Raw genomic sequence first — 14,813 nt, 5'->3', positions numbered from 1 at the left:
GTGCCCGACAATGCCGTCGTCGACAACTCCGGGTCCCCGGCCGGCGAGTCCGTGCCCCGGCCCCGCGGCTCCGAGGCCGCCGGCGACCAGCGGCCCGTCTCGGAGCAGCCGCTGCTGAAGGTGTCCGGGCTGGTCAAGCACTTCCCCATCACCAAGGGCATCCTGCGCCGGCAGACCGGCGCGGTGCAGGCGGTGGACGGCGTGGACTTCGAGGTGCACGCCGGGGAGACACTCGGTGTGGTGGGCGAGTCCGGCTGCGGCAAGTCGACGATGGGCCGGCTCATCACCCGGCTGATCGAACCGACCGGCGGCACCGTCGAGTTCGACGGCCGGGACATCACCCACCTGTCGCCCGGTCGGCTCCGGCCGATGCGCCGCGACATCCAGATGATCTTCCAGGACCCGTACTCCTCGCTGAACCCGCGGCACACCGTCGGCGCCATCGTCAGCGCCCCCTTCAAGCTCCAGGGCATCGAGCCGGAGGGCGGGGTGAAGAAGGAGGTCCAGGAGCTGCTGGCCCGGGTGGGGCTCAGTCCGGAGCACTACAACCGCTACCCGCACGAGTTCTCGGGCGGCCAGCGGCAGCGCATCGGCATCGCCCGCGCCCTGGCGCTCAAGCCCCGACTGGTGGTCGCCGACGAACCCGTCTCCGCGCTGGACGTGTCGATCCAGGCCCAGGTGGTCAACCTGCTGGACGACCTCCAGGAGGAGCTGGGGCTCACCTATGTGATCATCGCGCACGACCTGTCGGTCATCCGCCATGTCTCCGACCGGATCGCGGTGATGTACCTCGGCAAGATCGTCGAACTGGCGGACCGCAAGTCCCTGTACGAGGCGCCCCTGCACCCGTACACCAAGGCGCTGATGTCCGCGGTGCCGGTGCCGGACCCGAAACGGCGCGGTGCGCGGGAGCGGATCCTGCTGCGGGGCGATGTGCCGTCCCCCATCTCGCCGCCGGCCGGCTGCCGCTTCCACACCCGGTGCTGGAAGGCGACGGAGGTCTGCAAGCAGCAGGAGCCGCCGCTGGTCCAGCTGCGCACCGGCCACCAGGTGGCCTGCCACCACCCGGAGGAGGCGCCGGGGCGGTCCGCGGAGGGCAGCCCGCCCGATCGGGAGACCGAGGCGGGCTGAGGCCCGGGGCCGGGCAGGGGCGCGAAGAGCTGTTCGAGGAGGACCCGGCAGAATTGCCGGGTGCTCACCGACCTGTTCACGCCGTCCCTGCTCCACTCGCTCGATCTCGCCGGGATCTTCGTCTTCGCGATATCCGGCGGGCTGCTCGCCGTGCGGAAGAACTTCGACGTGTTCGGCATCGCGGTGCTCGCGGCGGTCACCGGGCTGGGCGGCGGACTGGTCCGCGACCTGATCATCGGGGCGGTGCCGCCCGCGGCCTTCACCGACCCGGGCTACTTCCTCCCGACGCTGGTGGCCGCCGCCCTCGTCTTCTTCCTCCATCCCCAGGTGGAGCGGATCAACCGGGCCGTCGCGGTCTTCGACGCGGCGGGGCTCGGCCTCTTCTGCGTCGTCGGCAGCGTCAAGGCGTACGAGTACGGGCTGGGCCTCACCGCGTCGGCGGCGCTCGGGCTGGTCACCGCCGCCGGCGGCGGTGTGGTGCGGGACGTCCTCGCCAACGAAACGCCCTCGCTGCTCCGCTGGGACCGGGAGATCTACGCGGTACCCGCCATCGTGGGCTCGACGGCCACCGTGCTGCTCATCCGCTTCGGGGCGTTCAACGCCGCCACGAGCGCGCTGGCCGCGGCGGCCGCGTTCGTCATCCGGCTGCTCGCCATCCACTACGACTGGCGTGCTCCGAGGGCCTGGAACCGCAGCTCCTCGGTGACCGAGGAGGGGTGAGGGCCCGGTCGGTACGGCGGCCGCGGCGCGTGTGGAGGATCACCTGGCCGGCCGGCAGCCGAGCTACCCATCAGTAACATTTCGGGGTAGCGTACCCGTATGGCACAGGCAACCATCGGGGACAGCGAGTTCGACCGGGACACGGCGGTGGCGCTGCGGGCGCCCGGCGTCTACGACGCGGAGCTGTCATCGGGCTGGACGGTCATCCGGGCCGTCAACGGCGGCTATCTGCTCGCGATGATGGGCCGAGCCCTCGCGGACACCCTCCCGCACCCCCACCCCTTCACCATCACCGCGCACTACCTCACGGCCTCCCGACCGGGCCCGGCCGTGATCCGGACGGAGCAGGTGCGCGCCGGCCGCTCCATGTCCACCGGGCAGGCCTCCCTCGTCCAGTTCGACGAGGACGGCGCCGAGGTGGAGCGGGTGCGGGTCATGGCGGCATACGGCGACCACGGCACCCTGCCGGACGATGTCCGCACCTCGGCGAAGCCGCCCGCGCTGCCGCCCTACGAGCACTGCCTGGGAAGCGGCGACGCGCCCCAGGACAGCGCGCCGGTCCCGGGCAGCAACGCCATCCTCGACCGCCTCGACGTGCGCCTCGACCCGGAGACCGTCGGCTGGGCCCTCGGCGCACCCTCCGGACGCGGCGAGATGCGCGGCTGGTTCGCGCTGGCCGACCGGCGCGACGCCGATCCCTTCTCACTCCTGCTCGCGGTCGACGCCTTCCCGCCCACCGCCTTCGAACTCGGGCTGAGCGGCTGGGTCCCGACCGTCGAGCTGACCGCTCACGTCCGGGCCCGTCCGGCCCCCGGCCCGCTCCGGGTCGCGATCACCACCCGCAACCTCGCCGGCGGCTTCCTGGAGGAGGACGCGGAGATCTGGGACAGCCAGGACCGGCTGGTCGCGCAGTCCCGCCAACTGGCCCGCGCCCTCGCTGACTGATCCGCCCCTCTCCGACGGGGTCGGGCCGCCGGTCACGGACACCGCCTGGGGGCGGCCCGTAGAATCGGGCTCACCATGGCTTACCTCGACCACGCCGCCACCACCCCGATGCTCCCGGAGGCGGTGCGGGCGATGACCGGACAGCTCGGCGTCACCGGAAACGCCTCCTCCCTCCACGGTGCGGGGCGCCGGGCCCGCCGCACCGTCGAGGAGTCGCGGGAGACGTTGGCCGCCGCCCTCGGAGCCCGCCCCAGCGAGATCGTCTACACCGCGGGCGGCACCGAGGCCGACAACCTCGCCGTCAAGGGCCTCTACTGGGCCCGGCGGGACGCCGACCCGCGCCGGATCCGGGTGCTCACCAGCCCGGTGGAGCACCACGCCGTCCTCGACGTGGTGCAGTGGCTCGCCGAACACCAGGGAGCACACGTCGAAGAGCTGGCCGTCGACCACCTCGGCCGGGTCCATCCGGAAGCGCTCCGCACGGCCATCGAGCGCAACCCGGACGATGTCGCGCTCGCCACCGTGATGTGGGCCAACAACGAGATCGGCACCGTCATGCCGGTCCGGGAACTGGCCGAGGTCGCCGCGGAGTACGGCGTACCGCTGCACGCCGACGCGGTCCAGGCGGTCGGACAGCTCGACGTGGACTTCACCGCCTCCGGCCTCGCCGCCATGACCGTCTCCGCCCACAAGATCGGCGGCCCGTACGGTGTCGGCGCACTGCTGCTCGGCCGCTCGCAGGCCCCCGTGCCGCTGCTGCACGGCGGCGGGCAGGAACGGCAGGTGCGCTCCGGCACGCTGGACGTGCCGGCCATTGCCGGCTTCGCCGCCGCCGCCCGGCACGCCACCGAGGACCGCGAGCGGTTCGCCCGGGAGGTCGCCGGTCTACGCGACTCCCTCATCGCCGCGGTACGCGCCGCCGTACCCGAGGCCGTCCTCAACGGCGACCCCGAGCCCGCCGGCCGCCTGCCCGGCAACGCGCACTTCTCCTTCCCCGGTTGCGAGGGCGACTCCCTGCTGCTCCTGCTGGACGCCCAGGGCATCGAGTGCTCGACCGGCTCGGCCTGCACCGCGGGGGTCGCACAGCCCAGCCATGTGCTGCTGGCCGCCGGCGCCGACCCGGATCTCGCCCGGGGGACGCTGCGGTTCTCCCTCGGCCACACCTCGACCAAGGCCGATGTGGAGGAGGTCGCGGAGGCGATCGGGCCCGCCGTTCAGCGGGCGAGGAAGGCCGGGTTGAGCTGAGACGTCCCGCCCGGACCGCCCGCCCCGGAGGGGGCGCCGGTCCCGCCCCCGGTCACGCTGGGCCGAGTCAGGCGCGGTCGCGCCAGGGGGCGGTGGCCTTGGGCACGCTGGCCCGCCGAAGCAGCCTCATGTAGTGGTCCCAGTCCCAGTTGGGACCCGGGCAGACGTGGTCGGTGCCGGGCACCTCGACGTGCCCCACGATGTGCTCCCGGTCCCGCGGGATGCCGTACCGCTCGCATATCCCGGCCACCAGCTCGGCGGACGAGCGGTACATCGCATCGGTCAGATAGGCCGGCTGGTCGATCCACCCCTCGTGCTCTATCCCTATGCTGCGATTGTTGTACAGACGGTTACCAGCGTGGTAGGCCACGTCCAGCTCCCGCACCATCTGGGCGACATGGCCGTCCGAGGAGCGCACCACGTAATGGGCCGCGGCCCGGTGAGCGGGGTCCCGGAAGACCTTGAGCGTGATCGGGTACGTGGCCTGCGGCATGTGGATGACGACCCGGTCCACCGAGAAGTCCTCCGGACGCCGGGCGAGTCGGAAGTTCGCCGGCGAGGCCGGTATCCACTCCGCGTTCCAGTGGTCGACCTGCCCCTCCTTCCTGGGCTCGCGCGGGCCGCTCTGCGACCCGCCCCCGGACTCGCCGCGCGAGTGGAGATAGGCCGCGGCCCCCACCGCTGCCGCACCGCCCACCAGAAGCGTGCGGCGGCTGATCCCCCGACCGGACCGCGACTCCATGGCTGCTCCTCCCTCGCGTCGCACACCGGCCGCCCGGTGTGGTCGACCGTTCCAGCAGAACCCCGTCGCCGGGTTTCCGCGCCTCCGCCGGGCTCCCGCAGGTCAGGTCGGGAACGGCTGACGGCCGGTCCCCGCCCGGCCGCTTCGCATCGAGAACGCGCTCGCCGCCCCCGATGTTCCTCCGCCCCCGTCCCGCTGGCCACGGAGAGTCCCGGGAGGGAGTCGCATGGTGAAGTGCGAGGAGTGGGCGGCGCGGCCCGCCTTCCGGTGCGTACTCTGATAGGGCTATGACTGATTCTCCTGGTGCTCCCTCTGGTCCGCGCGACGGCGACCGTCTCCGTGTCCTGGCCGCGATGTCCGGCGGGGTGGACTCCGCCGTGGCCGCCGCCCGCGCGGCCGAGGCCGGACACGACGTGACCGGTGTGCACCTGGCGCTCTCCGCCAACCCGAAGTCCTTCCGCACCGGCGCCCGCGGCTGCTGCACCATCGAGGACTCCCACGACGCCCGCCGGGCCGCCGACGTCATCGGCATCCCCTTCTACGTGTGGGACCTCGCCGAGCGCTTCCGCGAGGACGTGGTGGACGACTTCGTCGCCGAGTACGCGGCCGGCCGCACGCCCAACCCCTGCCTGCGGTGCAATGAGAAGATCAAGTTCGCGGCGCTGCTCGACAAGGCGCTCGCCCTCGGCTTCGACGCCGTCTGCACCGGCCACTACGCGACGGTCGTTCGCCGCGAGGACGGCTCCCGAGAGCTGCACCGCGCCTCCGACCAGGCGAAGGACCAGTCCTACGTGCTCGGAGTACTCGACGAGCGCCAGCTCGCGCACGCCATGTTCCCGCTGGGTGACACCCGCACCACGAAGAGCGAGATCCGAGCGGAGGCCGAGCGGCGCGGCCTCTCGGTGGCCGAGAAGCCGGACAGCCACGACATCTGCTTCATCGCCGACGGTGACACCCGGGGTTTCCTGGCCCGACGGCTGGGCGCCGCGGAAGGCGACATCGTGGACGAGGCGGGGGCCAAACTCGGCACCCACCAGGGCGCGTACGGCTTCACCATCGGTCAGCGCAAGGGCCTGCGGCTCGGTGTCCCGGCCCCGGACGGCAAACCCCGCTACGTCCTCGACATCTCACCGGTCAACAACACCGTGACCGTCGGTCCCGAAGAGGCCTTGGACGTCACCGCCCTGACCGCGATCAGGCCCCGCTGGTGCGGCACCGCGCCCGTGGGTCCCGCCGCCTACACCGCGCAGCTGCGGGCCCACGGCGGCGAGACTCCCGTGGTCGCCGAGCCCACCGAGGAGGGGCTCCGGGTCACCTTCACCGAACCCGTCCGCGGCGTGGCCCCCGGGCAGGCGATCGTCCTCTACGACGGCACCCGCGTCGTCGGCTCCGCGACGATCGCCGCGGCGGACCGGGCCGCGGCCGCACCCGGCGGCTGAGCCGCGCCGCGCCTGGCCCGGACACCCGGGACGGACTGCGGGACTCCCGGCGACCGTGACGTCTCGCCCCAGCGTCGTCACGTACCGGCGTGGGCTCTGCGGAGTTCGGCGATATCGAGCTTGACCATGGAGAACATCGCCCTGGTGACGCGCTCGGCCTTCTCCGGATCGGGGTCCGCGAGCAGTTCGAGGAGCTCGGTGGGGACGACCTGCCAGGACACCCCGAACCTGTCCTTGAGCCAGCCGCACTGCACCTCCTCGCCGCCGTCGGTGAGCCTGCTCCAGTAGCGGTCCACCTCCGCCTGGTCGGCGCAGTGGATCTGGAAGGAGACGGCCTCGCTGAAGGTGAACTCCGGGCCGCCGTTGAGTGCGACGAACCGCTGGCCGTTGATCTCGAATTCGACGGTCATGACGGAACCGGCGGGCCCGCCGCCGGCCTCCGTGTAGCGGAGGGTCCTCCCCAGCCTGGAGTCGTCGAAGACCGAGACGTAGAACTCCGCCGCCTCCTCGGCCTGCCCGTCGAACCACAGGCAGGTGGTGAATCCGTCGCTGCTCATCGGCGCCTCCTCGTGACGTACGTGCCACCCATCGTGACCGGCCCGGGCCGGAAACCCGAGGCCGTACGCGCGCATGTCGCCGAGGAGGCGACCGGGCTGGGAGGCGGCCGGTACGGGGCGGGCCGGTCGCCCCCCGCCCCGGAGGCCCCATAGCGTGTCCCCATGAACATCTGCGTCTTCTGCTCCGCCTCAGATCTGGACGAACGCTATACGGCACCGGCTCGCGAGTTCGCTGGACTGATCGGCCGAGGCGGCCACACCCTGGTCTGGGGCGGCTCCAACACCGGTCTGATGAAGGTGATGGCCGACGGCGTCGAGGAGAGCGGTGGCCGGCTGGCGGGGGTGTCCGTCCGCTTCCTGGCCCACAAGGCGCGGCCCGGTGTGGACGAGATGGTGATCGCCGAGGACCTCGCCGAGCGGAAGCGGGAGTTGCTCTCCCGCGCCGAAGCCATCGTGATCATGGTCGGTGGGGCCGGGACGCTCGACGAGGCGACAGAGATCCTGGAGTTGAAGAAGCACGGTCTCCACGCCAAGCCCGTGGTGCTGCTCAACGCCGCGGGCTTCTACGACGGCCTCAAGGAGCAGCTCCAGCGGATGGAGGCGGAAGGCTTCCTGCCGCGTCCACTGGCCGAGCTGATGCACTTCGCCGAGGACGGTGCCGCCGCGATGGCCTACCTCGAACAGTCCGCGCAGCCGCGGTGAGGCAAGCTGGGCCCATGACTACCCATGTGATCACCGGGGCCGGTTCGGGCATCGGAGCGGCCGTCTCACGCCGGCTGGCGGAGCGCGGCGACGAACTGTGGCTGCTGGCGCGTGACGCCGGACGCGCGAAGGAACTGGAGCAGCGGTTCCCCGGAGCGCGGACGATCGTCGGCGACCTGGCGCTGCCGGAGAAGCTCTCCTGGGCGCTGGGGCACCAGGCGCTGCCGGAGCGGGTCGACTCGCTGCTCCACATCGCGGGCGTCGTCGAGTTGGGCCCCGTCGGCGAGCTGACGCCGAAGGTGTGGAACCAGCAGCTCGCGGTCAACCTGGTGGCCCCCGCCGAGCTGACCCGTCTGCTGCTGCCGCAGCTGCGGCACACCCGAGGACAGGTGGTCTTCGTGAACTCCGGGGCGGGGCTGCGCGCCAACGGCCAGTGGGCCGGGTACGCCGCGAGCAAGCACGGCCTCAAGGCGCTCGCCGACGCGCTCCGCGCCGAGGAGCGGGGCAACGGCCTCCGGGTCACCTCCGTCTACCCGGGACGTACCGCCACTCCCATGCAGGTGAAGGTCCATCAGCAGGAGGGCGAGGAGTACGACCCGGCGCGCTGGGCGGACCCGGAGTCGGTGGCGGCGACCCTGCTCACCGCGCTCGACCTGCCCCGTGACGCCGAGATCACCGACCTCTCGGTGCGGCCCGGCAGCTGAGGCGGGGCACTACCGCGGGGTCCCCCGTCGGACGCTGGCCGTCGCCGGCCGGTGACGGTGCGGCGGCGGGTGACGCTGTACCGCCGGTCGGTTGTCAGTCCTCCCTGCGATGCTTCCCGGATGGAACTGACGATGCAGCTCACGTTCGACTGCTCCCGTCCGGTGCGGATGGTCCGTTTCTGGTCCGAAGCCCTGGGCTATGTTCCGGAGCCGCCACCGGCCGGGCACTCCACCTGGCAGGACTACTGGGCGCGGACGGGGGTGCCCGCGGAGGAGTTGGCCGGCGGGGCCGGTGAGTCACCGGAATCAGTCGTGGACCCGGCCGGGCGAGGGCCCCGGATCTGGTTCCAGCGGGTACCGGAAGCCAAGGTCACGAAGAACCGGCTGCACCTCGATCTGAAGGTCGGCGGCGGACGCTCCGTCCCGCTGCGGGTCCGCACCGAGCGGGTGACGGCCGAAGTGGCCCGGCTGACCGAGGCCGGCGCCACCGTACTACGCGTCCTGGACGAACCGGACATGGAGTTCTACGCCGTCGTCCTCCAGGACCCGGAGGGCAACGAGTTCTGCGTGGTCTGAGTCGGTCCCGGCTCCGGCGGTCACGCCGCCGTGCGGAGCACGTCAGGGGGGGAACCGCGTCGGCGGCCTCGCCTCTTCTTCCGGGGCGCCACCGGAACCGCGGTCTCGGTGACCCGGTTCCGGCTGCCGGGCCGACCGGATCCGGCCCGTTCGCCCTCGGGCCCGAGGAAGGTCTTCCGGCAGCCGCTCGTACAGACGCCCAGGGCGGCCTGGAAGTGTTGCCGCGGATTGGCCGCGGCCCCCAGCCGGCCTCCGCGGACGGTACGGAAAGCGGGTGGTACGGGACGGCCGCCGGGGTCTCGTACGCTTCCGGCGTGAGCGAGAAGAGCGGAACACACAGTTGGGGAGCCGGCGCGGCGACCGGGGTCGGCTCCATGCCGGGCGAGGACGTGCGCGAGGCGGAGAAGACGGTCGCGGGCACGTTCGAGGACTTCCCGTACCTGGCGGAGTTGCCGGCCCGGGGCCCCGGTGCGGACATGATCGGCCGCACGGCCGGGATGCTGGTCGAGGTGTACGCGCGGGTCGAGCCCAGCGGGTGGCGCATCGGCGACCGGCCCGGCCGGGACACCCGGCGTGCCTGGTCCTGGCTGGGGGAGGACTTGGACGCCCTGGAGGAGTTCACCCAGGGCTATTCGGGACCGCTCAAGGTGCAGGCCGTGGGGCCCTGGACGCTCGCTGCCGCGCTCGAGTTGCGGAACGGCGAGGCCGTGCTGAGTGACCGGGGTGCCTGCCGGGACCTCGCAGCGTCGCTGACCGAGGGGCTGCGGGAGCATCTGGCGCAGGCGCGGCGCAGGGTGCCCGGGGCTTCGGTCGTGCTGCAGCTGGACGAACCCTCGCTCACCGCCGTGCTGGCCGGCCGGGTGCCGACCGCCTCCACCTACCGGTCGCACCCCGCGGTGGACCGTGCGGACGTGGAGAGCGCTCTGCGCGGGGTGGTGGACGGGGTCGGGGCCCCCGTCGTCGCACACTCCTGCGCGCCCGGTGTGCCCTTCGCGCTGCTCCGGCGCGCCGGCGTGAGAGGAATCTCTTTCGATTTCGACCTGCTCACCGAGCGTGACGAGGAGCAGATCGGGGAATCAGTGGAGGGTGGGACCGCCCTGTTCGCCGGAATCCTGCCCGGCACGGACACGCCGTTGTCGGACCCTGCCGGTAGCGTCGGAGGCATCAGGACGCTGTGGCGCAGGCTGGGGCTGGCACCGGGTTCGCTGAGCGAGTCCGTGGTCATCACTCCGGCGTGCGGTCTCGCGGGTGCCTCACCCGGGTACGCGCGAGCCGCGCTGGCCCACTGCGTCCGGGCGGCGAAATCACTCGCCGACAACCCTGAGTGACGACACTCGTGGACGTACGGAAGGAAGCTACGGTGGCTGGCGAAGAGCAGCGGACGACAGTGCCCGCGGAGGCGCGGGAGCGGCACGCACAGCTCGCCGAGCAGGTCGAGGAACACCGCTTCCGGTACTACGTGAAGGACTCACCCGTCATCAGCGACGCAGAGTTCGACGAGCTGCTGCGCTCGCTCGAAGCCCTGGAGGGCGAGTACCCCGAGCTGCGCACGCCGGACTCGCCCACCCAGAAGGTCGCCGGTTCCTACGAGACCGAGTTCACCGAGGTCCGGCACCGGGACCGGATGCTCAGCCTGGACAACGCTTTCGACGAGAGCGAACTCGTCTCCTGGACGGAGCGGATCGCCCGGGAGCTGAGCGGGGTGGAGTACCACTTCCTCTGCGAACTCAAGATCGACGGGCTGGCGGTGAACCTGACGTACGAGCGGGGGCGGCTCACTCGTGGCGCCACCCGGGGCGACGGGCGTACCGGCGAGGACATCACCCCCAACATCCGCACCATCGCCGACATCCCCGAGCGGCTCAAGGGGGACCGGATCCCCGAACTGGTCGAGGTCAGGGGCGAGGTCTTCATCCCGATGGAGCGGTTCCAGGAGCTGAACGCCGCTCTGGTCGCCGCCGGGAAGCCGCCGTTCGCCAATCCCCGCAACGCCGCCGCCGGCTCGCTGCGGCAGAAGGACCCCAAGGTCACTGCGACCCGGCCGCTGCACATGGTGGTGCACGGCCTCGGTGCCCGGGAGGGGGTCGAGCTGGACTGCCAGTCGCACGCCTACGACCGGCTGCGGGAGTGGGGGCTGCCGACCACCGAGCACAGCCGGGTGGTCGACTCGCTGGAGGGCATCCGCGAGTACATCGACCACTACGGGGGCAACCGGCACTCGGTGGAGCACGAGATCGACGGTGTGGTGGTCAAGGTCGACGAACTGGCGCTCCAGGGCCGACTCGGTTCCACCTCCCGGGCGCCCCGCTGGGCCATCGCCTGGAAGTACGCGCCGGAAGAGGTCAACACCAGGCTCGTCGACATCCGGGTGGGGGTCGGCCGCACCGGTCGGGTCACGCCGTACGCCGTGGTGGAGCCGGTTACGGTGGCCGGCTCGGAGGTCGAGTTCGCCACCCTGCACAACCAGGACGTGGTGAGGTCCAAGGGCGTCCGGATCGGGGACACCGTCGTGCTCCGCAAGGCCGGAGACGTCATCCCGGAGATCCTTGGGCCGGTCGTGGACCTGCGGGACGGCGATGAGGTCGAGTTCGAGATGCCGGCCGAGTGCCCGGACTGCGGCACCGCGCTCCGTCCGGAGAAGGAGGGCGATGTCGATCTGCGCTGCCCGAACGCCCGCGCCTGCCCCGCCCAACTGCGGGAGCGGGTCTACTACCTGGCGGGGCGGAAGTCGCTGGACATCGAGAACTTCGGCTATGTGGCGGCGGCTGCGCTGACCCAGCCTTTGGAGCCGGCCGAGCCGCCGCTGCGGGACGAGGGGGATCTCTTCGACCTGACCATCGAACAGCTCCTTCCGATCAAGTCGCACGTGCTCGACCCGGACAGCGGACTCCCCAAGCGTGACCCCAAGACGGGTGAGGAGAAGGTGGTCACCTTCTTCGCCAACCAGAAGGGTGAGCCGAAGAAGAACGCCCTGGCGATGCTGGAGAACATCGCTGCCGCGAAGAACCGCCCACTCGCCAGGATCCTGACCGGTCTCTCCATCCGGCATGTCGGGCCGGTCGCGGCGGAGGCGCTCGCCCGGGAGTTCCGCTCGCTGGACCGGATCATGGCGGCCGAGGAGGCGGAGCTGGCGGCCACCGAGGGCGTGGGCGACATCATCGCGGCCTCGGTCAAGCAGTGGTTCGCCGTGGACTGGCACCGCGAGATCGTCGAGAAGTGGCGGGCCGCCGGGGTGCGGATGGAGGAGGAGGGCGGGGCGGCCGAGGGGGAGCGCACGCTGGAGGGCCTCACCGTTGTCGTCACCGGCACCCTGAGTTCGTACACCAGGGACGGCGCGAAAGAGGAACTACAGCGCCGGGGAGCGAAAGTGACCGGTTCCGTATCGAAGAAGACCGATTTTGTTGTTGTAGGTGATAGCCCAGGATCGAAGTATGACAAGGCAGTTCAGCTGAAGGTTCCGGTGCTCGACGAGGAGGGCTTCGAGGTCCTACTTCACCAGGGCGCGGAAGCTGCTCAGGACGCGGCTCTGGGGCCGTCCGAATAGGCCGTCACCGCACACCGGTTCACCGCATACCAGACTTCGCGGGTGCTGGGGTGGCATTCGGGCCATCGCGGCGATCGCTGCCCACTGCAGGCTTCTCCCGCCTAATGTTGGGGTGTGCGCCTGCCGTGCATGGCTGCGTGGCGGGAGTCTCAGACGTTGGTGGCAGTTCCCCCGGACGCCTGCCGGTGACGAAGGCGGCTGTGGGAGCCCGCCCGCGATCCGCTTCGGAGACAGACCCTGAACAGGGTGGGCACCGCCGGCTGTGAGAGGGACGGGAATGAAACCGACCGAGACCGCTAATTCGGCCTCACCCCTGCACCGGGCCGCCGTACCCGGCCTCCCGGCAGCCGTCACGACGGGGGCCGCCCTCATCCTGGCCGCCGGGGCCTACCGCACCGTGGTCGACGGCCATGCGCCCTTCCCCAGCGGCGGCCCCGGCTGGGGACTGGCGATCCTCACCGGGATCATCGTCGGCCATCTCGTCGCCATGGGGCGGGACCGCTGGTGGGGCGGCACCGGTTCCGGTGCCGCCCTCATCCTTTCGGTGCAGTTCCTCTACGGCTGGGTGCCGGCCGTGCTGGTCAGCATCGCGGTGGTCCTGCTGGTGGCGGCCGCCCGCCGGCAACGCTGGCGGCAGGGGCTGCTGCACGGATGCGTCGACGTCATCGGGGTGGCGGTGGCGGCGCTGGTGCTGGCCGCCTTCGGTACCGTGCCGAGCGTCGAACAGCCCTGGAAACCGGTCAGTTGGGACCTCTACGTGGTGCCGGCGGTGGTGCTCGCCGCCGGTGGCTACCTGCTGGCCACCCGACTCCTCCTCTGGTACAGCCTTCCCCAGCGCGGCGTCGGGCTGCGCAGCGTGGCCCGGACGAGCCTCGCCCGGCAGGTCCTCGTCGGTGGGGCGCTGCTCGGCATCGCACCTCTCATCTGCGTCGTGGCCGTGCAGATGCCGGTCCTGCTGCCACTGTTCTCGGTGCCCCTGATCGCGCTGGACACCACCCTGTGGATCGCCCGGGTCCGCGCCGAGGAGCAACTCAGGGACCCGCTCACGGGCCTGCCGAACCGTCAGTGGCTGCTGGAGCGCTCCTGGGCGGCGCTGGACGGCGCCGAACGGAACGGCTCGCGCGCCGCACTGCTGCTGATCGACCTCGACCGCTTCCGGTCCGTCAACGACACCCTGGGCCATCTGGCCGGAGACCGACTGCTGCTCCAGATCGCGGACCGGCTGCGGCTGGCACTGCCGCGCGGGGCGGAGGCCGCGCGGCTGGGCGGAGACGAGTTCGCCGTCCTGCTGCCCACCACAGACTCCATCACCAGTGCCCAGCGGGCCGCCCGTCAACTGGTCGCGCACCTCGGCTCCCCCCTCGATCTGGACGGCCTGACGCTGGTGCTGGAGGCCAGTGCCGGCGTCGCCGTCTTCCCGGAACACGCGCTGGACGCCGAAGAACTGCTGCGCCGGGCCGATGTGGCGATGTACCAGGCGAAGCGGGACCGCAGCGGCTGCGAGGTGTACGAGGCCAAGCGCGACGGCAACACGCCCGACCGGCTCGGCCTGTTGGGAGACCTCCGCCGGGCACTGGACGCCGGCGACGTCGAACTGCACTACCAGCCGAAGGTCGGCTTCGACGGGCGGGTGGTCGGGCTCGAGGCCCTGGTGCGGTGGGTACACCCCGAACGGGGACGGGTGAGCCCGGACGAGTTCATCGCCATCGCCGAGTCCTCCGGACTGATGCCCCATCTGACGGACTACGTGCTGGAGACCGCGCTCGGCCAGGTCGCCAGGTGGCGGGCGGGCGGGCTGCAGGTGCCGGTCGCGGTCAACGTCTCGCCGCGGGACGTACACGCCCCCGGCTTCGCGGGGTCCGTCGCCGCCCGGCTCGCCCGGCACGGGGTCCCCCCGGCGGCGCTGCAACTGGAGATCACCGAGCACGTGCTGCTGGAGGACCCCCAGCGAGCGGCGGACGCGCTGGCCGGTCTCACCGGACACGGGGTCAAGATGTCGCTGGACGACTTCGGCACCGGCTACTCCTCGCTGGTGCACCTCCGCCGGCTACCGGTCAGCGAGCTCAAGATCGACCGGTCGTTCGTGGCCCGGCTGGCGGTCGACGCCGAGGACGCCTCGATCGTCCGCTGCACCGTCGACCTGGCCCACTCGCTGGGCCTGCTCGTCGTCGCCGAGGGGGTCGAGGACGACGAGACCTGGGAGCGCCTCCGGGACCTCGGGTGCGACGCGGTGCAGGGCTGGCTGGTCGCCGCCGCGATGCCGCCGGAGGAGACCACCGCCTGGCTGCGGCTTCGGGGTGAGGGCCGGGCGGTGGAGCGGGCTCCCGGTTCCGCGCCGGCCCGGGCGGAGGGAGCGGACCGGTCCTCCGGGCAGCCGGTGAACTGACCCCTCCCACCGCGGTCTCCGGGAGCGGCGCGCGGGGGCACCGGGCCCCGCCGCCGGGCCGTGCGCCCGCCAGCGAGTGGGGGAGAGCCCTTAGGATTGGGCCGAACTGACCCACTCACCAT

At 72.0% G+C, this 14,813-nt stretch carries 13 protein-coding genes; 11 read left to right on the top strand and 2 right to left on the bottom strand.

Going from position 1 to position 14,813, the window contains the following annotated elements; all coding sequences use genetic code 11:
- Positions 1-51 precede the first annotated feature (51 nt).
- The 4 genes from BGP73_RS15305 (at position 52) to BGP73_RS15290 (ending at position 4,041) form a co-directional block, all read left to right on the top strand.
- Positions 52-1,131 (top strand): ABC transporter ATP-binding protein, encoded by a 1,080-nt coding sequence (locus BGP73_RS15305; RefSeq protein WP_069815403.1) that lies wholly within the window; start codon positions 52-54, stop codon positions 1,129-1,131.
- Positions 1,132-1,191: 60 nt separating this feature from the next.
- On the top strand, positions 1,192-1,851 hold the full coding sequence (locus BGP73_RS15300; protein ID WP_069815107.1) for a trimeric intracellular cation channel family protein: 660 nt from the start codon (positions 1,192-1,194) through the stop codon (positions 1,849-1,851).
- Positions 1,852-1,950: 99 nt separating this feature from the next.
- Entirely contained in the window at positions 1,951-2,796 is an 846-nt protein-coding gene (locus BGP73_RS15295) for a thioesterase family protein (RefSeq protein ID WP_069815105.1), read from the top strand.
- Positions 2,797-2,871: 75 nt separating this feature from the next.
- Positions 2,872-4,041 (top strand): cysteine desulfurase family protein, encoded by a 1,170-nt coding sequence (locus tag BGP73_RS15290; RefSeq protein ID WP_069815103.1) that lies wholly within the window; start codon positions 2,872-2,874, stop codon positions 4,039-4,041.
- 67 nt (positions 4,042-4,108) lie between these two features.
- On the opposite strand, the gene BGP73_RS15285 is transcribed toward BGP73_RS15290, so the two are convergent.
- Positions 4,109-4,783: an N-acetylmuramoyl-L-alanine amidase gene (locus BGP73_RS15285; RefSeq protein ID WP_069815101.1), complete on the bottom strand. Its 675-nt coding sequence runs from the start codon at positions 4,781-4,783 to the stop codon at positions 4,109-4,111.
- Positions 4,784-5,070: 287 nt separating this feature from the next.
- Here BGP73_RS15285 and mnmA point away from each other — a divergent pair, with 287 nt between their 5' ends.
- A complete protein-coding gene (mnmA, locus tag BGP73_RS15280; protein WP_069815099.1) occupies positions 5,071-6,222 on the top strand; it encodes a tRNA 2-thiouridine(34) synthase MnmA in 1,152 nt (383 codons plus the stop codon).
- A gap of 77 nt (positions 6,223-6,299) precedes the next feature.
- Here mnmA and BGP73_RS15275 read toward each other — a convergent pair whose 3' ends face one another.
- Positions 6,300-6,779 carry a VOC family protein gene (locus tag BGP73_RS15275; RefSeq protein ID WP_069815097.1) on the bottom strand — a complete coding sequence of 160 codons (480 nt, stop codon included), beginning with the start codon at positions 6,777-6,779 and terminating at the stop codon, positions 6,300-6,302.
- A 162-nt stretch (positions 6,780-6,941) separates the two neighbouring features.
- Between BGP73_RS15275 and BGP73_RS15270 the strand changes: the two genes are divergently transcribed.
- The 6 genes from BGP73_RS15270 to BGP73_RS15245 all read left to right on the top strand — a co-directional run bounded on the left by BGP73_RS15270 (position 6,942) and on the right by BGP73_RS15245 (position 14,691).
- The gene (locus BGP73_RS15270) at positions 6,942-7,481 is read left to right on the top strand and encodes a TIGR00730 family Rossman fold protein (protein ID WP_069815095.1); all 540 of its coding nucleotides are present in this window, start codon (positions 6,942-6,944) and stop codon (positions 7,479-7,481) included.
- Between the two features lie 14 nt (positions 7,482-7,495).
- A complete protein-coding gene (locus tag BGP73_RS15265) occupies positions 7,496-8,185 on the top strand; it encodes an SDR family oxidoreductase (RefSeq protein ID WP_069815093.1) in 690 nt (229 codons plus the stop codon).
- 120 nt (positions 8,186-8,305) lie between these two features.
- A complete protein-coding gene (locus BGP73_RS15260; protein WP_069815090.1) occupies positions 8,306-8,761 on the top strand; it encodes a VOC family protein in 456 nt (151 codons plus the stop codon).
- 314 nt (positions 8,762-9,075) lie between these two features.
- Complete coding sequence (locus tag BGP73_RS15255; RefSeq protein ID WP_079127548.1) at positions 9,076-10,089, top strand: methionine synthase; 1,014 nt, start codon at positions 9,076-9,078, stop codon at positions 10,087-10,089.
- A gap of 32 nt (positions 10,090-10,121) precedes the next feature.
- Positions 10,122-12,305, top strand: coding sequence for an NAD-dependent DNA ligase LigA (ligA, locus tag BGP73_RS15250; RefSeq protein WP_069815086.1), 2,184 nt, complete (start codon positions 10,122-10,124; stop codon positions 12,303-12,305).
- Between the two features lie 277 nt (positions 12,306-12,582).
- On the top strand, positions 12,583-14,691 hold the full coding sequence (locus tag BGP73_RS15245; RefSeq protein ID WP_069815084.1) for a putative bifunctional diguanylate cyclase/phosphodiesterase: 2,109 nt from the start codon (positions 12,583-12,585) through the stop codon (positions 14,689-14,691).
- The last annotated feature ends 122 nt before the right edge of the window (positions 14,692-14,813 follow it).

Origin of the sequence: Streptomyces sp. TP-A0874, assembly GCF_001748085.1 — a bacterium.
GTDB lineage: Bacteria > Actinomycetota > Actinomycetes > Streptomycetales > Streptomycetaceae > Streptomyces.
Note: the sequence above shows the minus strand (reverse complement) of the source record. Positions and strands in the feature narration are given on the sequence as shown.